Source organism: Planomonospora sp. ID82291 (assembly GCF_015711645.1).
In the GTDB taxonomy this organism is placed as follows: domain Bacteria; phylum Actinomycetota; class Actinomycetes; order Streptosporangiales; family Streptosporangiaceae; genus Planomonospora.
Genome location: NZ_JABTEX010000005.1, coordinates 100,669 through 125,841, shown reverse-complemented (window position 1 = coordinate 125,841; position 25,173 = coordinate 100,669). Strand labels below are relative to the sequence as shown.

At 74.5% G+C, this 25,173-nt stretch carries 22 protein-coding genes; 9 read left to right on the top strand and 13 right to left on the bottom strand.

The window, feature by feature from the left end; all coding sequences use genetic code 11:
• On the bottom strand, positions 1-1,143 hold the full coding sequence (locus HS045_RS28495) for a Gfo/Idh/MocA family protein (protein WP_196454607.1): 1,143 nt from the start codon (positions 1,141-1,143) through the stop codon (positions 1-3).
• Between the two features lie 159 nt (positions 1,144-1,302).
• Between HS045_RS28495 and HS045_RS28490 the strand changes: the two genes are divergently transcribed.
• Positions 1,303-2,337, top strand: a complete 1,035-nt coding sequence (locus tag HS045_RS28490) for an ion channel (RefSeq protein WP_196454606.1) — start codon at positions 1,303-1,305, stop codon at positions 2,335-2,337.
• A gap of 250 nt (positions 2,338-2,587) precedes the next feature.
• On the opposite strand, the gene HS045_RS28485 is transcribed toward HS045_RS28490, so the two are convergent.
• Together HS045_RS28485 and HS045_RS28480 are read right to left on the bottom strand one after the other, a co-directional pair.
• Positions 2,588-3,814, bottom strand: coding sequence for an HRDC domain-containing protein (locus HS045_RS28485; protein ID WP_196454605.1), 1,227 nt, complete (start codon positions 3,812-3,814; stop codon positions 2,588-2,590).
• Entirely contained in the window at positions 3,811-4,407 is a 597-nt protein-coding gene (locus HS045_RS28480; RefSeq protein WP_196454604.1) for a DUF3000 domain-containing protein, read from the bottom strand. Before HS045_RS28480 ends, HS045_RS28485 begins: the two co-directional genes overlap by 4 nt.
• 722 nt (positions 4,408-5,129) lie before the next feature.
• On the opposite strand from HS045_RS28480, the gene hemE reads away from it, so the two are divergent.
• The gene (hemE, locus tag HS045_RS28475) at positions 5,130-6,167 is read left to right on the top strand and encodes a uroporphyrinogen decarboxylase (RefSeq protein WP_196454603.1); all 1,038 of its coding nucleotides are present in this window, start codon (positions 5,130-5,132) and stop codon (positions 6,165-6,167) included.
• Here hemE and HS045_RS28470 read toward each other — a convergent pair.
• Together HS045_RS28470 and HS045_RS28465 are read right to left on the bottom strand one after the other, a co-directional pair.
• Positions 6,133-7,281 carry a DUF4349 domain-containing protein gene (locus HS045_RS28470; RefSeq protein ID WP_196454602.1) on the bottom strand — a complete coding sequence of 383 codons (1,149 nt, stop codon included), beginning with the start codon at positions 7,279-7,281 and terminating at the stop codon, positions 6,133-6,135. The genes hemE and HS045_RS28470 overlap by 35 nt on opposite strands.
• Before the next feature lie 45 nt (positions 7,282-7,326).
• Positions 7,327-7,473: a hypothetical protein gene (locus HS045_RS28465; RefSeq protein WP_196454601.1), complete on the bottom strand. Its 147-nt coding sequence runs from the start codon at positions 7,471-7,473 to the stop codon at positions 7,327-7,329.
• On the opposite strand from HS045_RS28465, the gene hemG reads away from it, so the two are divergent.
• The 3 genes from hemG (at position 7,472) to HS045_RS28450 (ending at position 10,820) form a co-directional block, all read left to right on the top strand.
• The gene (hemG, locus tag HS045_RS28460; RefSeq protein ID WP_196454600.1) at positions 7,472-8,896 is read left to right on the top strand and encodes a protoporphyrinogen oxidase; all 1,425 of its coding nucleotides are present in this window, start codon (positions 7,472-7,474) and stop codon (positions 8,894-8,896) included. The genes HS045_RS28465 and hemG overlap by 2 nt on opposite strands.
• Positions 8,897-9,086: 190 nt before the next feature.
• Complete coding sequence (gene hemQ / locus HS045_RS28455; RefSeq protein WP_374191423.1) at positions 9,087-9,794, top strand: hydrogen peroxide-dependent heme synthase; 708 nt, start codon at positions 9,087-9,089, stop codon at positions 9,792-9,794.
• A gap of 189 nt (positions 9,795-9,983) precedes the next feature.
• Complete coding sequence (locus HS045_RS28450; protein WP_196454599.1) at positions 9,984-10,820, top strand: hypothetical protein; 837 nt, start codon at positions 9,984-9,986, stop codon at positions 10,818-10,820.
• A gap of 337 nt (positions 10,821-11,157) precedes the next feature.
• Here HS045_RS28450 and msrB read toward each other — a convergent pair whose 3' ends face one another.
• Positions 11,158-11,559, bottom strand: coding sequence for a peptide-methionine (R)-S-oxide reductase MsrB (gene msrB, locus HS045_RS28445; protein WP_196454598.1), 402 nt, complete (start codon positions 11,557-11,559; stop codon positions 11,158-11,160).
• Positions 11,560-12,011: 452 nt separating this feature from the next.
• On the opposite strand from msrB, the gene HS045_RS28440 reads away from it, so the two are divergent.
• Both HS045_RS28440 and HS045_RS28435 read left to right on the top strand, forming a co-directional pair.
• Positions 12,012-12,974, top strand: a complete 963-nt coding sequence (locus tag HS045_RS28440; protein WP_196454597.1) for a hypothetical protein — start codon at positions 12,012-12,014, stop codon at positions 12,972-12,974.
• A gap of 3 nt (positions 12,975-12,977) precedes the next feature.
• Complete coding sequence (locus HS045_RS28435) at positions 12,978-13,691, top strand: class F sortase (RefSeq protein WP_196454596.1); 714 nt, start codon at positions 12,978-12,980, stop codon at positions 13,689-13,691.
• A gap of 42 nt (positions 13,692-13,733) precedes the next feature.
• Here HS045_RS28435 and HS045_RS28430 read toward each other — a convergent pair whose 3' ends face one another.
• The 3 genes from HS045_RS28430 to HS045_RS28420 form a co-directional block, all read right to left on the bottom strand.
• Positions 13,734-16,118 (bottom strand): acyl-CoA dehydrogenase, encoded by a 2,385-nt coding sequence (locus HS045_RS28430; protein ID WP_196454595.1) that lies wholly within the window; start codon positions 16,116-16,118, stop codon positions 13,734-13,736.
• Between the two features lie 153 nt (positions 16,119-16,271).
• The gene (locus HS045_RS28425) at positions 16,272-16,640 is read right to left on the bottom strand and encodes a hypothetical protein (protein WP_196454594.1); all 369 of its coding nucleotides are present in this window, start codon (positions 16,638-16,640) and stop codon (positions 16,272-16,274) included.
• Between the two features lie 41 nt (positions 16,641-16,681).
• The gene (locus HS045_RS28420) at positions 16,682-17,410 is read right to left on the bottom strand and encodes a pyrimidine reductase family protein (RefSeq protein WP_196454593.1); all 729 of its coding nucleotides are present in this window, start codon (positions 17,408-17,410) and stop codon (positions 16,682-16,684) included.
• 102 nt (positions 17,411-17,512) lie between these two features.
• On the opposite strand from HS045_RS28420, the gene HS045_RS28415 reads away from it, so the two are divergent.
• The gene (locus HS045_RS28415; protein WP_196454592.1) at positions 17,513-17,917 is read left to right on the top strand and encodes a hypothetical protein; all 405 of its coding nucleotides are present in this window, start codon (positions 17,513-17,515) and stop codon (positions 17,915-17,917) included.
• Positions 17,918-17,979: 62 nt separating this feature from the next.
• On the opposite strand, the gene glgX is transcribed toward HS045_RS28415, so the two are convergent.
• The 4 genes from glgX to HS045_RS28395 form a co-directional block, all read right to left on the bottom strand.
• On the bottom strand, positions 17,980-20,109 hold the full coding sequence (gene glgX, locus HS045_RS28410) for a glycogen debranching protein GlgX (RefSeq protein ID WP_196454591.1): 2,130 nt from the start codon (positions 20,107-20,109) through the stop codon (positions 17,980-17,982).
• A gap of 156 nt (positions 20,110-20,265) precedes the next feature.
• Positions 20,266-20,694, bottom strand: a complete 429-nt coding sequence (locus tag HS045_RS28405) for an OsmC family protein (RefSeq protein ID WP_196454590.1) — start codon at positions 20,692-20,694, stop codon at positions 20,266-20,268.
• 48 nt (positions 20,695-20,742) lie between these two features.
• Positions 20,743-22,371 carry an isovaleryl-CoA dehydrogenase gene (locus tag HS045_RS28400; protein ID WP_196454589.1) on the bottom strand — a complete coding sequence of 543 codons (1,629 nt, stop codon included), beginning with the start codon at positions 22,369-22,371 and terminating at the stop codon, positions 20,743-20,745.
• 206 nt (positions 22,372-22,577) lie between these two features.
• Positions 22,578-24,032, bottom strand: a complete 1,455-nt coding sequence (locus HS045_RS28395; RefSeq protein ID WP_196454588.1) for an ankyrin repeat domain-containing protein — start codon at positions 24,030-24,032, stop codon at positions 22,578-22,580.
• A gap of 260 nt (positions 24,033-24,292) precedes the next feature.
• Here HS045_RS28395 and HS045_RS28390 point away from each other — a divergent pair, with 260 nt between their 5' ends.
• The gene (locus HS045_RS28390; RefSeq protein ID WP_196454587.1) at positions 24,293-25,108 is read left to right on the top strand and encodes a DUF1707 domain-containing protein; all 816 of its coding nucleotides are present in this window, start codon (positions 24,293-24,295) and stop codon (positions 25,106-25,108) included.
• Positions 25,109-25,173: the final 65 nt, after the last annotated feature.

The following is a 25,173-nucleotide window of genomic DNA, read 5'->3' as shown; positions in this document are numbered from 1 at the left end:
TCACGGCTCCACCGGCAGGCGGCGGCCCTCGGCGGAGGAGCGCAGGCCCAGCTCGGCGAGGCGGACGCCGCGCGCCCCGGAGGCGAAGTCGTAGGGGAACGGCGCGTCCTCCAGCACGTGGCGGACGAACATCTCCCACTGGATCTTGAAGCCGTTGTCGAACTCGGTGTTGTCCGGGACCTCCTGCCAGTCGTCGCGGAAGCGCGCGGTGACGGGCAGGTCGGGGTTCCAGACGGGCTTGGGGGTGGTGGCCCGGTGTTGGACGCGGCAGTTGCGCAGGCCCGCGACGGCGCTGCCGTGCGTGCCGTCCACCTGGAACTCCACCAGCTCGTCGCGGTTGACCCGGACGCTCCAGGAGGAGTTGATCTGCGCGATGATCCCGCCCTCCAGCTCGAAGACGCCGTAGGCGGCGTCGTCGGCGGTGGCGGGGTAGGCCTCGCCCCGCTCGTCCACCCGCTCGGGGATGTGGGTGACGGCCTGGGCGTAGACCGAGCGGACCCGGCCGAACAGGTTCTCCAGCACGTAGGCCCAGTGCGGGAACATGTCGAGCACGATGCCGCCGCCGTCCTCGGCGCGGTAGTTCCACGAGGGGCGCTGGGCGGTCTGCCAGTCGCCCTCGAAGACCCAGTAGCCGAACTCGCCGCGCACCGAGAGGATCCGGCCGAAGAACCCGCCGTCGATCAGGCGCTTGAGCTTGAGCAGGCCCGGCAGGAACAGCTTGTCCTGCACGACGCCGTTCTTGACGCCCCGGGCCGCGGCGGCCTCGGCCAGCGCGACGGCCTCCTCGACCGTCTCGGCGGTCGGCTTCTCGGCGTAGACGTGCTTGCCGGCCTCGATGGCCTTGAGCACGGCCTTGACGCGCGCCTGGGTGACCTGGGCGTCGAAGTAGATCAGGTTCTCGTCGGAGGCCAGGGCCGCGTCGAGGTCGGTGGTCCAGTCGGCGATGCCGTGGTCGGCGGCGAGCTTCTCGAGCTTCTCGGCGTTCCGGCCCACCAGCACCGGCCTGAGCAGGACGCGGCTGCCGTCGGACAGTGCCACGCCGCCCTGCCCGTTGATCGCCAGGACCGACCTGACCAGGTGCTGACGGTAACCCATGCGGCCGGTGACACCGTTCATCACGATGCCGATGCTTCGGGGGGACATTCTCTCTGAGCCTCCTATGGAAAGCGCTTTCCTAAGTACCGTACGGCAGGCCGGGCCCGGCGGGCAAGCATCTGGCGGTGACGGCTCCGCCGTCGCAGGGAAAGATGGGGGAAACGGGTCCGCTCCGGCGGCCGGACGCCGCAGCGCGGGAGGAGGAGCGTGCCGATCTTCCTGGGACGCCTGCTCGCCCGGCTCGCGGCGCTGAGCGCCTGGTGGACGCCGGTGGCGGTGTTCGGCGTCGTGTTCGCGACGAGCTGGCCGCTGATGGCGCTGGCGGAGCCCCCGGGCAGCCGGATCGTGGAACCGGCCAACTACTGGTGGTATTTCGTGGTCACCGCCGCGACCGTGGGCTACGGGGACTTCTCCCCGACCTCGGACGCCGGCCGCGCCGTCGGCGCCTACGTCATCGTGGGCGGGATCGCGACGCTCACCACGGTCTTCACCCGGCTGACGGCCGTCATGGAACGAGCGAAGGGACGGCGGATGCAGGGCGCGGTCACGGTGGAGGCGGCGGACCACATCGTGCTGCTCGGCTACACGCCGGGCCGGACCGAGCAGATCGTGGACGAGCTGGCGGCCGAGGGCCCGTGCGACCTCGTGCTCTGCGCGTGGGACGACGTGTCCACCCACCCGATGCCCGGCCGCGCCGTGGCCTTCGTCCGCGGCGACCCGACCCACGACGAGGTGCTGCGCCGGGCCGGCGTGCAGCGGGCGCGGAGCGTGCTCGTCGACGTCCGCGACGACAACGAGGCGCTGGCGGTGGCGGTCACCGCCGACCACGTCGCCGAGGGCGCCCACCTCGTCGTGGCGCTGCGCGACATCGGCCGGGTGCGGAACGTGCGCTACGTCAACGAGAACGTGCGCTGCGTCCAGTGGCACAGCCCGCACATGATCACCGAGGAGCTGAAGGATCCCGGGATCACGGAGGTCTACGCCGACCTGATGACCCACGGCGGCGCCGGCACCTACTCGACACGGCTGCCCGGGTCACTGGGCCCGGTGCCGGTCGAGCGCTGCCTGATCGCGCTCGGCCGGGCGTACGGCGCCACGCTGCTGGCCGCGCGCACGGAGGCGGGGCTGGTGGTCAACCCGGGCTGGCGGACCGAGCTGCCGGCCGGGGCGGTGCTCTACTACGTCGGCACGCACCGCCTCACCCCCGAGCAGATCATCCGGGCGCTGGGCGAGAACCGCTGACCGGAGCGCCCGGGGCCCCGTCTTTCCGGGGGTGCGGGCGTCCGGAGGCCTCCACGGACGCACCCCGGCGGACAGGAGGCCACCCCGGCGGACAGGAGGCCACCCTGGGGAACAGGAGGCCACGCGGGCGGGCAGGAGGCCATCCCGGTGGCCAGGACACGCGGGCGGGCAGGAGGCCATCCCGGTGGCCAGGACACGCGGGCGGGCAGGAGGCCATCCCGGTGGCCAGGACACGCGGGCGGACGAGGGCTCAGGCCTTCTCCTGCGCCTCCAGGCGGATCAGCGCCTCGGCCACCGGGCCGGCGGCCAGCCCGATCTGCCACTCGCGAGCGCCCAGTCCGCGCAGCCGGGCGGCGACGGCGTCCGTGTCGACGGCCGCGGGCGGCTCCCAGGTCAGGCGGCGCACGGCCTCCGGCTGCAGGAGGTTCTCCGCCGGCATGCGGTGCGCGTCGGCGAGGGCGGCGACCGCGGTCCTCGCCGCGGCGAGCCGCCGGGCGGCGACCGGGTCGCGGTCCATCCAGCGGTTGGCGGGCGGCGGTCCGTCTCCGGGGGCGCTGGGCTGGGGCAGCTCGGCCTCCGGCAGGGCCCGCGCCCTGGTGATCGCGGCCAGCCAGTCGCGCAGGTGCTTGCGGGCGCTGCGGCCGGTGAAGGCGGGGATGTCGGTGAGGGCCTTGGTGGTGCGGGGCAGCTCCAGGGCGGCGGCGACGATCGCCGAGTCCGGCAGGACCCGGCCCGGCGCCAGGTCGGCCTCGCGGGCGAGGGAGTCGCGGAGCGTCCACAGCTCCCGGACCACGGCCAGCCCGCGCAGCGCGCGGACCTTGTGGATCCCGGAGGTGCGCCGCCACGGATCGGTGCGGGGCCCCGGGGAGCGGTAGGCCAGCACCGCGGCGAACTCCTCCTCGGCCCAGGCGAGCTTCCCGCTCGCCTTCAGCTCCTCGTGCAGGACGTCCCGGAGCTCGATCAGGACCTCGACGTCGAGCGCGGCGTAGCGCAGCCAGTCCTCCGGCAGCGGGCGGGTGGACCAGTCGGCGGCCGAGTGGCCCTTCTCCAGCCGGAGGCCGAGGACGTTCTCCACCATCATGCCGAGGCCCACCCGCTCGTAGCCGAGCAGACGCCCGGCGAGCTCGGTGTCGAACAGCGCGCGGGGGCGGAAACCGAGCTCCGCCAGGCAGGGCAGGTCCTGGGAGGCGGCGTGCAGCACCACCTCGGCGTCGGCCAGCGCCGCGTCCAGCTCCGACAGGTCGGGGCAGCGGATCGGGTCGATCAGCGCGCTGCCCGCACCGGCCCGGCGCAACTGAACCAGATAGGCGCGGCCGCTGTAGCGGTAACCCGAGGCCCGCTCGGCGTCCACGGCGACCGGCCCGGTGCCCTCGGCGAAGGCGTGCACGACACGCGCGAGGCCGGCCGGATCCTCGATGACGGGTGGGATGCCTTCTCGAGGTTCCAGCAGTGGAACGATCGTCGTCTCGTCGGTCACGTTCTGAAGGACTCCGGATCTTCGCGACGGCGCGGCGGCAGGGCCGCCACGTCGGGGGGCAGGGGGGGGATGCCCGCCGCCAGGCACATCAGGTCGCACCAGGCGGCGACATGGCCGGAGAGGTCCTCCTCCAGGGGGGACCAGGAGGCGCGCAGTTCGAGCTCCGTGGTCACCGGGTCCTCGCGCTTGTTGCCGAAGCCCTCGGAGACGGCCCGGGTGACGGTGCCTCCGGCGGCGGCGTAGCCGGCGGCGTGCGCGTCGAGCGACTCGGTCAGCCAGCTCCACGCGACGGGACCGAGCAGCGGGTCCTCGGTGATCTCCGGTTCCATGTCCGCCCGGACGTAGGCGACCAACCGGAACTGCCCGTCCCAGCCCCGCTGGCCGTCCGGGTCGAAGAGCACGATGAGGCGCCCGACCGCGAGCTCGTCGTCGTCGCGGTAGACCGACGCGCCGATGGCGGCCGAGTAGGGGGCCAGGCGCTGGGGTGCGGGGATGTCCTCCAGCTCGATCTCCGGCCTGACCTCGGGCAGGCGCAGACTCGCCACCGCGCGCCGGAAGGCGGCGGGAGCGGACGGCGCGTCACCGAGGGTCATATCGGAAGCGTAGGTCGAAACTGAGTGCATGGGGACCATCGGGGTGTTCGTGGGAACCATCGGGGCCGATCAAACCGAGACCATCGGACGGCGGGGAGCGCGTCCGGCGCCGGCGGGCGCCCCCGGCATTCCGGGCGGCGCCCCGAGGACCAGCGCGTGCCCGCACGCGGTGCAGGACCACTCGGGACACTCGCCCGCCCCGTGGCCGTCCGGGCAGGGAGGCTGCTCGAAAACCCGCTCGGCGGCACAGGAAGCGCAGTGCTCACCGCGGCGTTCGGGTGAATTCCACATCGTGGTCATCGCACACGGCCTTTCGTCGGGTCGTGGTCCGACGTTGGCACGTCGCGCCGACAATTCCGCGCAACGTGCTCGGCGTGTCCCCAAAGTGGTGCCGGAATCGATGCCGCGCGGTGATTGACGAACATTTGGACCGGCCGGGGGCCGACCCTGGTTCGCCGATGGGAGGAACTGTACCCGCAAACATGATCGCCCCGTGCCGTCTCGCGAGATCGCAGGCCCCCGGTCGCCGCCTTTTCTCGGGTCTCCGGCCGAATTCCGGCGGACGGGCCGCCGGAACCGGGAGGACCGCTCCGGAGCGGCCACGGGTCGTTCTCCCGAGCCTTTCCGGCGGTGATGTCACCCGTTGACCGGTATTTCGGACGCACCGCGCCGCCGGGGCGCGCGGTGCGCGGACCGACCCGGGGGCATGGCACCCTGGGAGGGTGAATCCCGAGCCTGCCGACTCCCCGTTCCTGCGCGCCTGCCGCCGCCAGCCCGTCCCCCGCACGCCGGTGTGGTTCATGCGCCAGGCGGGCCGCTCGCTGCCCGAGTACCGGGCCGTGCGCGGCGGGGTTCCCATGCTCGCGGCCTGCGCCACCCCCGACCTGATCGTGGAGATCACGATGCAGCCGGTCCGCCGCTACGGGGTGGACGCGGCGATCTTCTTCAGCGACATCGTGGTCCCGCTCAAGGCGATCGGGATCGACCTCGACATCAAACCCGGTGTCGGCCCGGTCGTCGCCGACCCGATCAGGGACGCCGCCGCGGTCCGGACCCTGCGCCCGATCGAGCCCGACGACGTCTCCTATGTCACCGAGGCCGTCCGGGCGCTCACCGGCGAGCTCGGACCGACGCCGCTCATCGGGTTCGCGGGCGCGCCGTTCACCCTCGCCTCCTACCTCATCGAGGGCGGCCCCTCCAAGAACCACGACCACACCAAGGCGATGATGTACGGCGAGCCGCACCTGTGGCACGCCCTGATGGACCGGCTGACCGAGATCACCCTCGGCTTCCTGCGCATCCAGGCCGCCGCCGGGGCCTCGGCCCTGCAGCTCTTCGACTCCTGGGTCGGCGCCGTCGCCCCCGACGACTACCGCGAGTTCGTCCTGCCCTACACCGGCCGCATCTTCGCGGGCCTGGCCGACCTGGACGTCCCGCGCATCCACTTCGGCGTCGGCACCGGCGAGCTGCTCGGCCTGCTCGGCGAGGCCGGAGCCGACGTGGTCGGCGTCGACTGGCGCGTTCCGCTCGACGAGGCGGTCCGCCGCGTCGGCCCCGGCAAGGCGCTCCAGGGGAACCTGGACCCGGCGACGCTGCTCGCCCCCTGGGAGGTCGTCGAACGCAGGGCGGGCGACGTCCTGGCCCGCGGGGCCGCGGCGGAGGGACACGTCTTCAACCTCGGTCACGGCGTGCTGCCGGGCACCGACCCCGACCAACTGGCCCGCCTCACCGACTTCGTGCACCGGGCGTCGGCCCGCTGACGTCGCCCGGCGGCGGACCGGGACGCGCCGGCGCGTCCGGGGACGCAGGGGAGGCAGGGCCGGGATGCGTCGGCGTGCCCGGGGCGTCCGGCCCGGAGGACGCCGGCGGCGTGTCCGCAGAGCCCGGCCCGGAGGGCAGCGGTCCGGAGGGCATCGGACCGGGGTGCAGCGGTCCGGAGGGCGCCGGCGGTCCGGGACGCCTGCGGCGGCTGCGGCGCAGCACGAGGGCGATCGCCAGCCAGACCGGGACGATCACGAGCAGCCAGGGGAGCAGCGCGCCGAGGACCGTCAGTCCGACCTTGACGGCGGTGACGAAGGCCTTCCAGCCCGCCGCCAGGCCGCTGAGGAAGCCGCCGGGCCCCTCCTCCGGCGGTTCGGGCGCCTCGGCCACCGGGCCGATCAGGTTCAGGGTCAGCGTCGCCATGCCGGTGAGCGAGGCGAGCTTCTTCTGCCGGGCCTGGAGCGACTCCAGCTCCGCCTCCCGGTTGGAGATCTCCCGCTCGACCTCGAGCACCTGGCCGATCGTGTCCGCCCGCTTCAGCAGCGCGCGCAGCGAGTCCAGCGCGGACTGCGCCGACTTCAGACGGCTCTCGACGTCGGCGACCTCCTCGGTGACGTCCTCGGTGTTCTGCTGGACCGACTCCCGCTTCCCCAGCTCCTTGCCGAACCGGTCGACGACGGCCGGGTAGTTCGCGGGCGGGATCTTGAAGACCAGGGTGGAGGAGGCCTCACCGCCGCCGAAGGCGTCCGACTTCTCCTGGGACAGGTAGCCGCCGGTCGAGGAGACGATGCGCTTGGCCGCCTCGGCCGAGGCGGCCACGTCCTCGGCGCGGACGGTCATCTGCGCGGTGTAGACGATGGCCCGCTCGGTCGGGACCGCCTTCACCTGCTCCGTCTGCCGCCGCTCGCCCCCGGACTCGCCGGAGGAGGGGGCCTCGGCGCTCTCCGCGCGGTCGAACCCCGCCCCGCCGGAGCCGTCGCCCTGGGCGGAGACCGCCGCCGGAGCAGCGGCGTCGCTCATGCCGGACTTCTCCGAGGCGCCGCAGGCCGACGCGAACAATGCCAGGACCGCGAGAGGAACCACCAGGCGCGGGCCGTACCGGAATCTGGTCATGCACCTGGAGACGGGGCGCGCGGAGCACGGGTTCGGCGGGGCGGGTCACGATGCCGTCACGTTCCCCGCGGCCACGTTCCCCTTGGCCACGTGTCCCGCGGCGGCGGGCGGAGCCGTACGGCGGGCGGCGGGGACGGCGCGGCCGGGGCCGGACGCGGACGGCCGCCGGGGAGCGGTACGGTCAGGAGTCATGGAAGGGAACCGGAGTCATGTGGTGGTCGTCGGCGGCGGGATCGCCGGTCTGGCCGCGGCGTGGCATCTGCGGCAGGGCGGTGGGAACGTCCGGGTGACCGTTCTCGACGGCGCGGGGCGGATCGGCGGCAAGCTCCAGGTGAGCGAGGTCGCCGGGGTCGCGGTCGACGCCGGAGCCGAGGCGATGCTCGTACGGCGGTCCGAGGGCAGGGACCTGGCCAGAGCGGCCGGGCTCGGTGAGGAGTTGCGGCACCCCGGGGGCGCCCAGGCGGCCCTGCTGGTCGGCGGGGCGCTGCGGCCGATGCCGAAGGGGCAGGTCATGGGCGTCCCGTCCGACCTGGCGGCCCTGGCCCGCTCGGGCGTGCTGAGCCTCGCGGGCCTGGCGAGGGTGCCGCTGGACCAGATCATGCCGGCCACGCTCGTCACCACCGACGTCTCGGTGGCCGCCTACATCCGCGCCCGGATGGGCGGGGAGGTGGTGGACCGGCTGATCGAGCCGATCCTCGGCGGCGTCTACGCCGGACGGGCGGAGGCGCTCTCCCTGGACGCGACGATGCCCCGGATCGCCGCGGTCGCCCGTTCCGAGCGCTCCCTGCTCGCCGCCGCCCGGAAGATCACCGCCGAGACGCCCAAGGACGCGGGCCCCGTCTTCGCCACCCTACGCGGCGGCATGGGCAGTCTGCCCGAGGCCGTCGCCGCCGCCTCCGGAGCGGAGGTCAGGACCGGGGTGATGGTCCGGGAGCTGCGCCGCGCCGAGAGCGGCTGGCGGCTGGTGGCCGGACCGGTGCCCGATCCCGAGGTGATCGAGGCCGACGCGGTGGTCATCGCCGCCCCGGCCCCCGCGGCCGGCCGGCTGCTCGCCGAGGAGGTGCCCAAGGCCGCGGCCGAGCTGGCCAGGATCGAGTACGCCAGCATGGCCATCGTCACCCTGGCCTACCCGCGCGTGGCGTTCCCGCAGGCGCCGACCGGCAGCGGCTACCTGGTCCCGCCGGTCGAGGGCCGCCCGGTCAAGGCGGCGACGTTCAGCTCGGTCAAGTGGCCGCACCTGGCCGAGGCCGACCCCAACCTGGTCGTGCTCCGCTGCTCGATCGGCCGGCTCGGGGAGGAGGCCCTGCTCCAGCGCGACGACGCCGAGCTGGTCGCCCTGGCGATGGCGGAGGCGGCCGAGATCCTGGGCGTACGGGGCCTGCCCCTGGACTCCCGGGTCACCCGCTGGGGCGGTTCGCTCCCGCAGTACAACGTGGGCCACCTGGACCGGGTCGCCCGCATCCGCGCGGCGGTCGCGGCCCAGCCCGGCCTGGCCCTGTGCGGCGCGGCCTACGACGGCGTCGGCATTCCCGCCTGCATCGCCACCGCGCGTACGGCGGCGGCCCGGGTCCTGGACCACCTGGCCTCCCGGCAGAGCGGTTCCTCCGTCGCCTGAGGGGCGGCCGGAAGGGCCGGGGAGGGGAGGCTCCGGGGCCGGGGGCGGCACCGGGGCGCCGGGCCAGGGCCCGGGAAAGGAGCCGGTGAGCGGGCCCGGGGAAGGGTCCGCGGGCCCGTTCCCCGCGGGACGGACCGGCCGCCCTCCTCGCTAGGTTTGGAGGGTGGGAAGCAGAGTTCCTGATGAGAGGGTGAGGACGACGGACGAGAACCAGCGGCCCAGGGCGCGTGACCTGAACCAGGTGATCCGCTACACGATGTGGTCGGTCTTCAGGCTGCGCGACGGCTGCCCGGGCAACCGGGAGGGCCTGGCCGGCGAGGTCGAGGACCTCCTGGCGCAGATGGCCGAGAAGGACGTCGTGACCCGCGGCGTCTACGACGTCGGCGGCTTCCGCGCCGACGCCGACTTCATGTTCTGGTGGCACGCGCCGACCGCCGAGGACCTGCAGGAGACCTACGCGCGGTTCCGCCGCACCGACCTGGGCAGGCTGACCGAGCCGGTCTGGTCGGCGATGGCGCTGCACCGCCCGGCGGAGTTCAACAAGTCGCACATCCCGGCGTTCCTCGCCGAGGAGGAGCCGCGCGCCTACGTGAGCGTCTACCCGTTCGTCCGCTCCCTGGAGTGGTACCTCCTGGACGACGCCGACCGCCGCCGGATGCTCGCCGAGCACGGCATGATGGCCCGCGACTACCCCGACGTGCGGGCCAACACGGTCGCCTGCTTCGCCTTGAACGACTACGAGTGGATGCTCGCCTTCGAGGCCGACGAACTGCACCGCATCGTCGACCTGATGCGCACCCTGCGCGGGGCCGAGGCCCGGCGGCACACCCGGGAGGAGATCCCCTTCTACACCGGCATCCGCAAGCCGGTGAGCGAGCTGGTCAACGCCCTGCCGTAGAACGGCTCCGCCGGAGAAGGCAAAGCCCTGGCGGAAAGGGGCGGCCTCGTTTCAAAATTTTGTCATACTCAGGAAAAATCTCCTGAGTGCGAGGCCAAGGTGACCAAGGGCGAAGGTCTGGTGCGTTCCGGGCGGCACAGAGGCGGCCACCGCAGGAAGAGGTCCCGGCGGTGGAGCCGGGAGGCGTCCGTGGGGGCCGCCGCCCTGGCGGTCGCGGTCGCCGGGATCGTGGTGGTGAGCTCGTCGTCCGGTGAGGCCCCGGGCGCCGCCGGGAAGACCTTGGAGACACCGCCCTCCGCGGGGGGACCGGCACCGGAGGCGGTCGCGGCGCTCCCGCAGGCGGGGGCGCCGCAGGTGGCGCCCTCCGGGCCGGCGGGGCCGGACGGCCGGCGGTCTCCGATGGTGACCGCGGGACTCGACGGCGCGGGCGCGTCCGGCGGAGGCCCCGGCGGCGCGGCGCGGGAGCCCGCGGCGGGCGGACCCGCGAAGGGGTCCGGCGCCGGCGAGGCGCCGGAGAAGGAGTCCGCCGGGACCGGCGAGGCGTCCGCCGGGAAGCCCGGGGCCCGCGGCCCCCGGGAGGGCGGGAGCGCGGAGCCGCCCGGGGGGACGGAGCCCGTCAAGAAGGCGGAATCCGTCAAGAAGGCGGAGCCCGTCAAGAAGGCGGAATCCGCAGGGAAGGGCGCGGACGGCGGAACGGCCGAGGCGGCGGGGCGGTCCAAGCACACCGACGCCGGGGCCGTCGCGTACTTCCAGCGGAGCAGGGCGGCCGGACGGGTGAAGGACATCCGCCTGGTCGGGGGATACCTGCGGATCTACACCGATCTTCCGGAGTCCGCTGACAACTCCAAGCAGGCGATCGACCTGTGCGAGACGGGCCTCGACTACCTCGCGGAGGAGGTCGGGGAGGACGACCCCGTGGTCTTCGTCCAGGCGGAGTTCGGGGAGAACGGCAATCCGGTCCTGGCCAACGTGCTCGGCCCCGACGACTCCACCTGCCGGGTCACCTACCCTCGGCCGAGGCGGTAGCGCGGGCCCTTCCGAGGCCGGGATCCTCCGCGGCCGGGGCCGGGGGACCCGGGGCGGTCACCGGATCCTGACCCGGGTCTTGCCGCACACCGCGCAGCGCTGGGTGACCACCCTGCCGATGGTCTCGATGATCTCCCACCTGTGACGGAGATGCACGGGGGACTCCTCGGGAGGAAGGTGACTCTGTGGAGATCGTCGCGCACGGTGCGTAGTATCCTTTACCCGCGTTCGAGCGTCCGTTCACCTGCTCGCGCGGACGGACTCGCGCGCGCGGGCGGACTCGTGCGGGCGGACGGAAGACCTGGAGGCGCCTGCGGGGAGGCGGCCGGGAGCGTGCCTACTCGGCGGGCTCCAGCCGGAGCGAGACGGAGTTGATGCAGTAGCGGTCGTCCGTGGGCGTGGCGTAGCCCTCGCCGTGGAACACGTGGCCGAGGTGGGAGTCGCAGCGGGCGCAGCGGACCTCGACGCGGACCATCCCGAGGGAGCGGTCCTCGATCAGGGTGACGGCCTCGGACGCGGAGGGCTCGTAGAAGCTGGGCCAGCCGCAGTGGCTTTCGAACTTGGTGTCCGACCGGAACAGCTCGGCGCCGCAGGCGCGGCAGCCGTAGACGCCCACGGTCGTGGTATCGACGTACTCACCGGTGAAGGGACGCTCCGTGCCCGCCTGGCGGAGCACCTGGAACTCCTCGGGAGAGAGCTGGGCGCGCCACTCGGCGTCGCTCTTGACCACCTTGTCCATGTCCTGACTCTACGCGAACGCCACCTCGGGAAGAAAAATCTTGGAGGGTGAAGCACCCTGGGACGCCCGATCCGGCGTCCTTGCTGATGTGGGGGGTTTTCACCTTCCAGATGAGGGATGAGATCATCTGTCCGGCCGTTCCGAGGATCAACGGGACGGTTCGAATGCCGCCGGCCGGGCGGCGCGCCAGCGCCCGGGACCGGAGAGCGGGACGGGTGATCGCGGTCCGTCCCGTCGAGAGCCCGGTCCCGCCACCGAGGCGGCTCCGGGACGGACCCGTCCCATTCACGGCGCGGTCGCGCGGATAACGGGCCGGACGGCAAAGTCTGCGTCTGATTCCGGTAAACGATGAACCGCCTCCCGATCGCACCGCTTGCCTCCCGCTCCGCCGGTTGGCGAAGCTCGGCCGTGTATCGAAGACACGCGGACACCTCGGCACCGGGAGCAGAACTGTGGCGGCAATCGCAGGAGCACGACGTCTCGCGGCAGTGGGCGCGGTGACGGCCTTCTCGCTCGGAGGCGCCGCCCTGGCGGCCGGGATCGGCGCCGCCGCCGCCCAGGCGTCGCCGGCGGACGGGCAGGCGGCGTCGGCCACGTGCGAGACGATCCTGCCGCCGTGTGCCTCCCGGCCGGGCGGTACGGCGGGACAGGCGGTGGGACAGGCCGGAGGGCCGGCCCGGGGACGCGGCGACCGGGAGACACCGGGGCCGGGCGCGGGAGCGTCGAGCGACCGGGAGACACCGGGGCCGGGCGCGGGAGCGTCGAGCGGCCGGGACGACGTGTGGGCGGGGGCGCTGGGTTCGGGCTCCACCTCGTCGGAGGCGCACGCCTCCGGCGGGGACGGCGGGCGGCCCGGAGGCGCGTCCGGCGGCGGGGGAGCCGGAGGCGGCACCGCGGGCGGGGGACGGGACGCCTCGGGCGTGTCCCGGCCGGAGAAGACCGCCGCGGGGACGCCTTCCCGGGACGAGGGCGCGGGCGGCGCGGGCGCGGATGAGGACTCCCGGAGCAAGGGCACGGGCAAGGACTCCTGGAACAAGGACACGGGCAAGGACTCCTGGGGCAAGGGCGCGGACAAGGGGACGAAGGGCTGGCCGGGCACGCCGGCGGCGCCCTCCAGCGGAACCTGGCCGACCGCTCCGGGCGGGGGCGGGTCGGGCACCTCCGGGCAGAGTTGGACCGCCGTGCCGGGGGAGACGGTCTCCCGGGCCCCGGCCTCCCTGCCCGCCGACTCGTGGGACCCGAACGCCGACGAGCGGCGCAGGATCCCGGACGGCGCCCCGCAGACGGGCGGGGGCGGCCTCGCTCCGCAGGTCCGGTCCGGTGACTGGCCCCTCGCCGCGGGCGGCGCGGCGCTGCTGCTGGGAGCCGGGCTGGCGGGTCTCTCCGTACGGTGCCGTCGGCCGGGCGAAGCGTAGCCGGTGCCGTCCACCGGGCGGCGGCCCGCATTCGGAGCGGCGGTCCTGGCCACCGGGGCCGGGCTGCTGCTGTGCGGGCTCGGCGTCGGCCGCATCCTGGTGGAGGAGGGCGTCCTCTCTGCGGCGGCCGGGCGCCCGGCGCCGCCGGCGGAGGTCTCGTCGGCCGCCTCCCCGGCGGACACGCCGCGCCGTCCGCTGGTGCCGGTGGCCTCCGGCGGATCGCTGGCCTACACGTTCGCCCGGCCGGTGAAGAGGTCGGTGCCGCTGACCGTGCACATCCCCAGGATCGGAGTGACGGCCCGGGTGATGCGGCTGGGACTCGGAGCCGGAGGCGCCATCGAGAACCCGCCGCTGGATCCTCCGGACCTCGCCGGCTGGTACACCGGCGGCCCGGCTCCCGGCGAGCGCGGTCCCGCCGTCATCACCGGCCACCTCGACACCCGCACCGGGCCCGCCGTCTTCGCCCGCCTCGACCGGCTCCGGCGCGGCGACCAGATCCAGGTACTGCGCCGGGACGGCGCCGTGGCCGTCTTCGCGGTCGACGGGAGCGAACTGGCCGCCAAGGACGCCTTCCCCACGGCCCGCGTCTACGGCGACGTGGACTACCCCGCGCTGCGCCTCGTCACCTGCGGCGGCGCCTTCGACCACGCGACCCGCAGCTACACCGGCAACACGATCGTCTACGCCCACCTCGCGCGGGTCTACCGCCGGGCCTGAACGGCCCTCCCGCGCCCTGCCGTACGGCGGGGCGCGGGGCGGTCACGGGTCCCGGGGGAGGCCGAGGGCGCGCTCGGCGACGATGTTCAGCTGGATCTCGGTGGTGCCGCCGCCGATGGTGAAGGCCCGGGTGGCGAGGACCATCCGGTTCCAGTACCGCGAGGCGGGGGCGATCGACCAGCAGAACTCGGAGACCGCCTGGGAGTGGCGCATGCCGAGGAGCTTGCGAACGCTGGAGGCCGTACCGGAGTCCGCGCCGGAGAGCCGGGAGAGGGTGACGCGCAGCCCGAGCGCGGAGATCGCCTGGCCCTCGGCCCACAGCCGTCCGGCCTGCTCCAGCGCGGCGGGGCGGAGCGCCTCCGGGCCGCCGAGCCTGCCGATCAGCTCGGCCATGTCGGTGTGCCGCGAGCCGGGGCCCCAGGAGTCGCCGAGGGCGACGCGCTCGTGGGACAGGGTGTCGCGGGCGATCTTCCAGCCCTGCCCGGCCTCCCCGACGACCAGGTCGTCGGGGACGAAGACGTCGTCGAGGAAGACCTCGTTGAAGATCTCGTCCCCGTTGATCTCCTTCAGCGGGCGGACGGTGACGCCGGGGGAGGACATGTCGACGAGGAAGTAGGTGATGCCCTCGTGCTTGGGGGCGTCCGGGTCGGTCCTGGCCAGGCAGATGCCCCAGTGCGCGTACTGGGCGAGGGAGCTCCAGATCTTCTGGCCGCTCAGGGACCAGCCGCCCTCGACCCGCACGGCCCTGGTGGACAGCGCGGCGAGGTCGGACCCGGCGCCGGGTTCGCTGAAGAGCTGGCACCACGTGATCTCGGTGGTGAAGGTCTTCGGCAGGAAGCGCTCCCGCTGCTCCGGCGTGCCGTACCGGACGATCGACGGCACGGCCCAGGCGGCGATGGCCAGGTTGGGGCGCCCGACCCCGGCGGCGCGGAACTCCTGATGGATGACGACCTGCTCCAGCGGCGAGGCCGCGCGGCCCCACGGCTCCGGCAGGTGCGGCATGAGCCAGCCCTCGGAGGCGAACCGGGCCAGCCGGGTCAGCGGCTCCTCCGCGGCCAGGGAGGCGACGGCGGCGCGGACCTCCCGGCGGAAGGACTCGGCCTCGGCGGGCAGGTCCGGCTCCGCCGCCCGGCGCGCCCCGGCGGCGGCCAGGACGGCCGTGCGCTCGGCCCATTCCCCCGGGTCGCCGCTCAGCGCCCGCAGGGACAGGGCGCGGCGGTAGTACAGGTGGGCGTCGTGCTCGTAGGTGTAGCCGATCCCGCCCAGCACCTGGATCGCGTCGGCGGTGCACCGCACGGCCGCGTCCGCGGCGAGCACCCCCGCCGCGGCCACCGCGAGGGCGGTCTCCCCGGCCGGAACCGCCGGGCTCTCCTCGCTCTCTCCGCCCGGCTCGGAGCCGGGCGAGGCGGCACGGGGACCGGCGGCGGCGGGGGCGGCGGCGTCGAGAGCCCGGGCGGCGTCCCACACCGCGGCCCGGGCCTGCTCCAGGGCGACGAGCATGGCGGCGCACCGGTGCTTGACGCCCTGGAACTGGCCGATGGGACGGCCGAACTGCTCGCGGACTTTCGCGTACTCCGCGGCGGTGGACACCGCCCAGGCGGCCACGCCGCAGGCCTCGGCGCCGAGCAGGACGACGGCCAGGCCGTTCACCAGCTCCGCCGTCACCCCGTCCAGCACCCGGCCGGCCGGTACGGCCACCGCCGCCACCGCCGTCAGCGGCCGGGTCGGGTCGACGCCCTCCAGCGGCGCGGTCAGGCAGTCGGCCCGGTCCAGGGCGGCCCACCGGCCGTCGGCGAGCGGCAGGACGACGAGATCGGCGTCGGGCGGGCCCAGCGCGGTCAGGAGGTTCCCGGGCAGGACCGCGTCCGGGGCGGGAGCATCAGGCTCCGCGGTGTCCGAAGCGGTGTCCGAAGCGGTGTCCGAAGCGGTGTCCGAAGCGGTGTCCGAAGCGGTGTCCGAAGCGGTGTCCGAAGCGGCGTGCGGGGCAGGGGTGTCCGGCCGGGCGGTATCCGGAGCGGTTCCAGGGGCCGGGCCGGAGGCGGCGGAGCTCCGTGCGGCGGAGCCGGGGGCGGCGGCGCGGGCGCCGCCGGGCAGGGCGACGGCGGCGGTCAGGGTTCCGTCGGCCAGGGCCGCCAGGAGCCCGTGCGCGGACCCGGCACGGGCGATGATCGCCGAGGCGAGGACGGTGGGCAGGTGGGACCCGGGAGCGCAGTGCTCGCCCAGGGCCTCCAGCGCGACGGAGAGCTCCGCCAGTCCGCCGCCCTGCCCGCCGTGCTCCTCGGGCAGGTGCAGCCCCAGCAGTCCCTGCGCGGCCAGGGCGGTGCGGAAGGGCTCGTGCCCCATGCCGCGGACCGTGATGTTCCGGTCGGCGAACCCGTGGACGGAGGCCGCGAGCGCCCGGTGCTCCTCGGTGATCCCGATGCTCATGCGCCGACTCTAGAACGTCATTCGGTTTCCCGTAAGGGGGTGGCCGGACCGTAGCTTCGCACCGGCGGGTGCGCCGTTCCGAGGTCTCGCACCGGGGTGCCGTTCTGGGGCGCCGGTCTGGGGTGCCGGTCCCGCGGGGGCGGGCGGATCCGGTTACCGCTGCGGCCTGCGGTGCGGGCCGGATGGTTGCCCGCCCTTGGTGAAGGCGAAGTTCACCCCGACGATGCCGAACCAGATGAACGCGATCAGATAGAGGGCGTGGTCTCCCGCGAAGGCGAGGCCCACGGTGGCGATCACGCCCAGGCTCAGGGAGACGATCGCGAGCGCGAGTCGCTGCCCGGCGGCCACGGAGGGGCGGACCGCCGGGGTGTGGGCCGCGAGCCGCTGGTCCACCCGCCGGTCGATCTCGGTGTCCATCTTCTCCAGGAAGCCCTCGACCAGGGAGTCCTCGAATTCGGGGCCCAGCTCGCGCCGGGCCTCGACCGCCGCGCGCAGCTCGTCGCCGGGTGATGATCTATCCATAGTCGAGATATATCGTTTCTGCTCGGCCATGTCCATGGAATTCAGGAAGAAGACCGGACATATCTGGTGAACAGGAAGCCGTCCTCCTCCAGGACGTGGGCGAGGCGGAGGCGGGCGAGGACGTCCGGACCGGCGAGGACCCGGGCGGCGGACCCGCCGACCAGCACCGGGCTGACCGTCAGGCAGAGCTCGTCGATCACGTCCGCGGCGGCGAGCTGGCCGTTGATCCGGGCCCCGCCCTCGCACAGTATCCGGCCCAGCCCCCGCTCGCCGAGCTCCCCGACCGCCGCGGCCAGGTCCACCCGGTCGTCCCCGGCCACGATCACGTCGGCGTGCCTGGCCGCCCGCGCGCGCCGGTCCGCCGGAGCCGCCGCGCAGGTGACGACGATCGTGCGGGCGTCCGGCTCCGCCTCGGTGAACAGCGGGGAGTCCAGGTCCAGCTCCAGGCCGCGGGTGACCACGGCGATCGTCGGGGCGGCGGGACGGCCCGCGCGCAGCGCCCGCCAGGACTCCCTCGGCCGGGCCGGGCCGTACCCCTCGCTGCGGACGGTCTCGGCCCCGGCCAGGATCACGTCCGCCAGCCCGCGCAGCACCCCGAAGACCCGCCGGTCGCCCGCGCCGGACAGCCCGCCGGACAGGCCCTTGAGCCAGATCCCGCCGTCGGCGCTGGCCACCATGTTGACCCGCACGCACCGCGGGCCGGGATAGGCGTAGGCGAGCGCGAGATCGACGTCGGCGTCGGCGGGGGGAGCGGGGTGCAGGAGACGCATCCCCCCACCCTGGCACAGCCACCGGTCGATAACGGATCCGGCGCCCCCGGTGACTTCGCGGGCCCGCCGTTACATGATTTCTTAGAAGACCGGGGAGGGCGTGTGGGGCTGATCGCGATCGTGACATGGTCGATCACCGCGATGGTCGGGATCCACCTGCTGTACCTGTGGCTGTCCGGCGGGGGCCTGCGGCAGCAGGCGACGAAGGTCACCCGGTTCCCCGCGGCGCTGGTCTTCGCCCACCCGGTCCTGGCGGTCTCCGCGCTGGGCTGCTGGATCGCCCACGTGCTCACCCACCAGCGGTTCTTCGCCTGGCTCTCCTTCGGCGTGCTCTCGGCCGCCGCGCTGCTGGGCTTCGTCATGTTCACCCGCTGGCTGGGCGGCGGCCGCCACGCGCGCGGCGCCGAGCAGCGCTTCCCGGTGCTCGCGGTGCTGCTGCACGGCCTGGCGGGGGTGACCACCTTCGTGCTGGTCCTGCTCACCGCCACGGTCGCGACGGGCCGGTAGGCCCGGCTCGCCGCCGGAGACCTGGGCCCGCGGCCCGGGCGGTCCTGGACGGCCCCGGGCGGTCACTCCCGGGCCGTCCTGGCGCAGCACAGGATCTGCATCGAGCGCGCGGTCACCGCGATCACGGACTCCGGCGGCCAGAACTCGTCGGGGAACGGCTCGTCCCGGGCGGTCTCGTCGGCGGTGTCCAGCACCGTCCGCCACGTGGAGCCGTAGCGCGCGTCGGGCAGGGTGAAGGCCATGTCCCCGTGGTGGGCGTTGATCAGCAGCAGGAACGAGTCGTCCACGATCCGCTCACCGCGCGGGCCCGGCTCGGTGATGGCGTCGCCGTTGAGGAAGACCGCCAGCGACTTGGCGTAGCCGGTGTGCCAGTCGGCCGCCGACATCTCCGTCCCCGCCGGGGTGAGCCAGACGATGTCGCGCACGCCGTCCGGGGCCGGGCGGCCGTGGAAGAACCGGCGGCGCTGCAGGACCGGGTGGTCGCGCCGGAGCTCCGACAGGGCCCGGACGAAGCCGAGCAGGTCGGCCTCGGTCCGGGCCAGCGACCAGTCGATCCAGGAGACCTCGTTGTCCTGGCAGTAGGCGTTGTTGTTGCCGTTCTGGGTCCGGCCGAGCTCGTCGCCGGCCACCAGCATCGGCACGCCCTGGGAGATGAACAGGGTGGCCAGGAAGTTGCGCCGCTGGCGGCGGCGGAGCCGTATGATCGCCGGGTCCTCGACCGGGCCCTCGGCGCCGCAGTTCCACGACCGGTTGTCGTCGGTGCCGTCGCGGTTGTTCTCCCCGTTGGCCTCGTTGTGCTTGCGGTCGTAGGAGACCAGGTCGTTCAGGGTGAACCCGTCGTGCGCGGTGACGAAGTTGATCGAGGCCACCGGGCGGCGGCCGGAGGTGGCGTACAGGTCCGCCGAGCCGGTCAGCCGGGAGGCGAACTCCGGCAGCGCCGAGCCGTTGCCCCGCCAGAAGTCGCGGACCGTGTCGCGGTACTTGCCGTTCCACTCGGTCCACAGCGGCGGGAAGTTGCCCACCTGGTAGCCGCCCGGCCCCACGTCCCAGGGTTCGGCGATCAGCTTCACCTGCGAGATCACCGGGTCCTGCTGGATCAGGTCGAAGAACGCGCTCAGCCGGTCGACGTCGTGCAGCTCGCGGGCGAGCGCGGAGGCCAGGTCGAAGCGGAAGCCGTCCACGTGCATCTCCAGCACCCAGTAGCGCAGGGAGTCCATGATGAGCTGGAGCGCGTGCGGGGAGCGGACGTTGAGGGAGTTGCCGCAGCCGGTGTAGTCGAGGTAGTAGCGCCGGTCGCCGTCGTGCAGCCGGTAGTAGGCGGTGTTGTCGATGCCCCGGAAGGAGAGCGTGGGCCCCATGTGGTCGCCCTCGGCGGTGTGGTTGTAGACCACGTCGAGGATGACCTCGATGTTCGCCTCGTGCAGCGCCTTGACCATGGCCTTGAACTCCAGCACCTGCTCGCCGCGCCGCCCGCTGGAGGCGTAGCCGTTGTGCGGCGCGAGGTAGGAGATCGTGTTGTAGCCCCAGTAGTTCGTCAGCCCCCGGGCCACCATCGCGTGCTCCGGCACGAACTGGTGCACCGGCATCAGCTCCACCGCCGTCACGCCCAGGCCCAGCAGGTGGTCGAGGACCGCCGGATGGGCCAGCCCCGCGTAGGTGCCGCGCTGCTCCTCGGGGACCGCCGGGTGGCGCATGGTGAGCCCGCGCACGTGCGCCTCGTAGATCACGGTCTGGTGGTACGGCGTGCGGGGCGGCCGGTCGGCCCCCCAGTCGAAGAACGGGTTGACCACCACGGTCTTCGGCACGAAGGGCGCGCTGTCGTAGTCGTTGCGTGCGGCCGGATCGGTGAACCGGTAGGAGAACAGCGCCTCGTCCCACGACAGCTCGCCCTCGATCGCCTTGGCGTAGGGGTCGAGGAGCAGCTTGGCGGGGTTGCACCGGTGCCCCCGGGAGGGATCGTAGGGCCCGTGGACGCGGTAGCCGTACCGCTGGCCGGGCATCACGCCCGGCAGGTAGCCGTGCCAGACGAACCCGTCGACCTCGGGCAGGTCGACGCGCTCCTCGCGGCCGTCCTCGTCGAACAGGCACAGCTCCACCCGTTCGGCCACCTCGGAGAACAGGGCGAAACCGGTGCCCACACCATCCCACGTGGCACCGAGCGGGTACGGCTCTCCCGGCCAGACGTCGCGCATGTATCCCCATTCTGCTCCAGTCGGGCCCCCCGCGCAGGGGGTGCCGGCCTTTTCCGTCCCGTCCGCGGGTACGGCGCGGTGCGGGCGGGGCGCGGAACGCGGCCGCGCGCGCCCGCGCGGGGCGTACGCGGCCGCGGGGACGCGGGGGCGCTGAGGTCAGCTCAGCAGCTCGGCGTCGAGGCTGATCGTGGTGCCGGCCAGGGCCTTGCTCACCGGGCAGTTGGCCTTGGCCGTCTCGGCCGCGGTCTGGAACTGCTCGGCGCTGATGCCCGGGACGTGGGCGCGGACCGAGATGACGATCCCGGTGATGCCCTCACCCGGCTGGAAGGTGACGTCGGCCTTCGTCTCCACCGACTGCGGCGGCGTGCCCGCCTGGGCCAGGCCGTGCGACAGGGCCATCGAGAAGCAGGACGAGTGGGCGGCCGCGATCAGCTCCTCCGGAGAGGTCTTGCCGTTGGCCTGCTCGGCGCGCGAGGGCCAGGACACGTCGAACGTGCCCACGCCGGAGGAGTTCAGCGCGACCGTGCCGGAGCCCTCCATCAGGGAGCCCTTCCACTGGGTCGTCGCGGTACGGGTCGTCGCCATGGCGATGTCCTTTCGATCGATCAATCTTCATGAGCGAACATACGCCGTTCAGGCGCCGGGGTGTGCGACCCGGCCGATGACGGCGTCAAGATCCAGCCCGGAGGGCAGCGTACCGAAGGCCCGGCCGCCCTCACCGGACAGCCGGGAGGCGCAGAAGGCGTCGGCGACGGCCGCGGGCGCGTGCCGCACCAGCAGGGAGCCCTGCAGGACCAGCGCCATGTCCTCGGTGATCCGGCGGGCGCGGGACTCGAGGTCGGCGGGGTCGGACAGCGACGTGCGCAGCCGGCCGGCGGCGTCGTCCAACCGGCGGTCGGCCCCGGCGGCGAGCGCGACCTCGCCGAGGAACGCCTCCAGCGCCTCCGGCTCGCGGCCCAGGGCGCGCAGCACGTCCAGCGCCGCCACGTTGCCCGACCCCTCCCAGATGCCGTTCAGCGGCGACTCGCGGAACAGCCGCGGCAGCTGCGAGTCCTCCACGTAGCCGTTGCCGCCCAGGCACTCCATCGCCTCGGCCGCGTGGGCGGGCGCCCGCTTGCACACCCAGTACTTGCCGACGGCCAGCGCGGTGCGGCGCAGCGCGGCCTCGGCGGCGTCCCCGGCGGCGGCCCGGTCGGTCGCCCCGGCCAGGCGCGTCATCAGCGCGGTCGCGGCCTCCGCCTCCACGGCCAGGTCGGCCAGGACGTTGCGCATCAGCGGCTGGTCGACCAGGCGGCGGCCGAACGCGCTGCGGTGCGCGGCGTGGTGGACCGCCTGGCGCAGGCCGTACCGCATCCCGGCGGCCGAGCCGATCACGCAGTCCAGCCGGGTCGTGTTGACCATCTCCAGGATGGTCCGCACGCCCCGGCCCTCCTCGCCGACCCGCCAGGCGAGGGCGCCGTGGTACTCCACCTCGGCGCTGGCGTTGGACCGGTTGCCCAGCTTGTCCTTCAGCCGCATCAGGCGCATGGCGTTGCGGTCCCCGCCGGGCAGCACACGGGGCAGCAGGAAGCAGGTCAGGCCGCCCGGTGCCCGGGCCAGGACGAGGAACACGTCGCACATCGGGGCGGAGTTGAACCACTTGTGGCCGGTGAGGGCGTAGGTTCCGTCGCTCAGCGGCTCGGCCCGGGTGGCGTTGGCGCGCACGTCGGAGCCGCCCTGCTTCTCGGTCATCGCCATCCCGGCCAGCACGCCGCGCTTGGCCGCCGCCGGCCGGAGCCCGAAGTCGTACTCGCGGGAGGCCAGCCGGGGCTCCCACTCGGCGGCCAGCTGCGGGGCGTGGCGCAGCGCCGGGACGGCCGCGTAGGTCATGGAGACCGGGCAGCCGTGCCCGGCCTCGACCTGGCTCCAGACGTAGAACCCGGCGGCCCGGGCCACGTGCGCACCCGGCCGCGGGTCGGCCCACGGGGCCGCGTGCAGGCCGCCGGCCACCGCCACGGCCATCAGCTCGTGCCAGGCGGGGTGGAACTCGACCTCGTCGATCCGGTGGCCGTAGCGGTCGTGGGTGCGCAGCACCGGCGGGTGCTCGTTGGCCAGCCGCCCCCACTCGGCGGCCCGCTCCGACCCGGCGAGCGCGCCGAGCCGGCGCAGCTCCTCCAGGGCCCACCCGGCGCCCTCGCGGGCCAGGCCCTCGGTGAGGGCGGCGTCGGCGGACACGTCGTGGCCGGTGAGCGGGGGGACCTGGTTGACGACGTCGTGGGTCACGTGCGGCCTCCGCGTGCGATCGCCCGGCGCGGTCCACGCCGGTCGCCGGGTCTTTTCCGTCTGCCTCTTCGTTCCGTGCGCATGCGTCCCGTGCGAACGGCCGCATGTCGTGATAGAGGTTATTCGTCCGGATACTGATGGGTAACCCCATGCGCCGCCGGACTTCGCACCCGGCGCCCGCCGCCCGGTGGTCCGGAAGCCGTGGCTCAGAGGCCGGTGACGATGTCCCGGGCGTAGTCGTCGTCGCTCTCGGCCAGGACCCGCTCGATCCCCGCCCGCGCCCGGGGGTCGCCCCGCCGGGCCAGTCCCCGCGCGGCCTCGGCCACCGTGCCCAGGTCCTCGTCGTCGAGCCGGACGGCCAGCGCGTCGCGGATCAGCGGGGTGTCCTCCTCCAGGCCGGCCAGGCCCATGGTCGCCCAGTCGCGGACGTCCGGGTCGGGATCGCGGGTCATCGAGACGAGCAGCGCCAGGCCCTCGGCGTGACCGGGCGGCAGGACCGCGGCCAGCGCGGCCGGATCGGCTTCGGTGCGGGTCCAGCCCTCGGCGGTGACGATCTCCAGCACCTCGGGCAGCGCGCGCGGGTCGGCGTGGTGGCCGAGCGCGCCGAGCACCGAGCGCAGCACCCGCTCGTCGCCCTCGGTGGCGGCCATCCGCCGCAGCACGGGCAGGCTCTCCTCCAGGAAGGGCTTCGCCTCCTCGGTGAAGCCGTACTGGGAGAGCACGTCGACGGCGAGCTCGCGCCGGCGCGGGTCCTCGCTGACGCACAGGCGCACGGCGTCCTCGAAGGTCTCGCGGTCGCCGCGCTTCTGCAGCGAGCCGGCCACCGTCCACCAGGTCTCGGCCTCCTCGTCGACGTCCCGGTACGGCAGCGCCCGCTCGACCAGCTCGTCGAAGGGGAGCCGCTCGCCGGTCGCGTCCTCCAGGAGGGTGGCGACGGCCGCGTGGCCCCGCTGGCACTCCAGCCGGACCGCGGGCCTGCCCTCGCCGTCCACCGCGGTGACGGTCACCAGGTCGGTGCCGTCCTCGGCGCGCGAGCGCCCCACGACGAACTCCGCGTCCTCGGGGGCCTGGTCGGCGACCTGGTCCAGCAGGGCGCTCTCCAGCTGCGTGCCGAGCCAGTCGTAGGCGATGGACAGCGGCGTGTCGCCCTCGCCGTCCGGCCGGGCCGGGTCCGCCCCGGCCTCCAGCAGCGCCCGCACCGCGCCCAGCGCCCCGCGCCGGGCCGCCAGGGTGAGGGGGGTGTCGCCGTCGTCGTTGGCGTCCTCGGCGCCCGCCCCGGCCTCCAGGAGCGCGTGCAGCGCCCCGGCGCGCCCGCCGGACGCCGCCCAGAGCACGGGCGTCCAGCCGCCGGACTCCCGCCCGGCGGGATCGGCCCCGGCCGCCAGCAGCGCCTCGACCGCCTCGACGTGCCCGCCGGCCGCCGCCGCGCACAGCGGCAGCCCGTCATCCTCGCCGTCCTCCGCGCCGCCGCTGATCCGGCCCGGGTCGGCCCCGGCCTCCAGCAGGACCCGCACGAGGCCGGTGCGGCCGGCCGCCGCGGCCCGGTAGAGGGCGGTGGATCCCGCGCCGTCCGCCGGGTCGGCGGGGGTGCCCTTCCGCAGCAGGGTCTCGGCCCGTTCGGCGTCGCCGTCGGCCGCGGCGTCCAGAAGCTCTCGGTACATGCCTCCGGATCATAGGCGGACCGGGGCCCGCGCCGGTGGAGCGGGACCGTGCGGCGCGCGGTCCGGCCGGTGCGCTCCGGACGGCGCCGTGCGGCGGCGCGGCTTCTCGCGCGTCGCGGTCCGCGCGGTCCGGCCGGTGCGCTCCGGACGGCGCCGTGCGGAGCGGTGTGGCACCCGCGGGGCCTGCACCGTCCGGGGGACGGCCGGACTCCTCCTCGGGGAGGAGACCGCTCCGGGATACTCGCGATATGTTGTGACTTGTGAGTGATCCGGGTGGAATTCGAGCGTCGGACGACGAGCGGGAAGCCGTCGTCGAGCAGCTGCGGGTCGCCTCGGTCGAGGGGCGACTGACCCTCGGCGAGCTGACCGAGCGGACGGAGGCGGCCTACAGCGCCGTCACCCTGGCTGAGCTCGCCGTCATCACCTCCGACCTGCCGCCGGCGGGGCAGCCGGCCTCCGCGCCGGCCTACGCGCCCGTGCGGGGGGAGAGGGGCGGCCGGGCGCGGCGCTGGTTCGTGGCGGTGATGGGCGACTCCAAACGGCGCGGCAAGTGGCGCATCGACGGCGAACTCGGCGCGGTGGCCGTGATGGGCGACGTCGTGCTCGACCTGCGGGAGGCCGAGGTCCGCACCGGCGTGGTGGACATCGCCGCCGCGGCGGTCATGGGCGACGTGAAGATCATCGTCCCGGACGGGGTGGACGTCGAGCTCGAGGGCATCGCGATCATGGGGGACAAGAAGGTCGAGGTGCTGGAGGCGCCCACCGGCGCGAACGTGCCGCTGATCCGGGTCAAGGCGTTCGCCCTGATGGGCGACGTCAAGGTGATCGGCGACGCCCGGGCCGGGCGGACCAAGAAGGTCTGGGCCGCCTGGCGGGAGCAGTGGCGCGAGCTGCGCGGGGAGCTGACGGGCGAGCCGTACCGGCAACTGCCGCCGCCCGCTCCGCACTGGGAGGGGCACCTGGGGCAGGCGCCGCACGGGCAGGCGCACCCGCAGCAGGACCCGTACGGGCAGCCGTACCCGCCGCGGTACCCGGAGCCGCCCCGTCCGCCGCAGGCCCCGGGGCCGCCGCGCTGAACGCGGATTCTCCGGGGCGTGCAACGTCCGGCGGGGGCCGGGCGGTAGTGATCGGGGACTGCCAC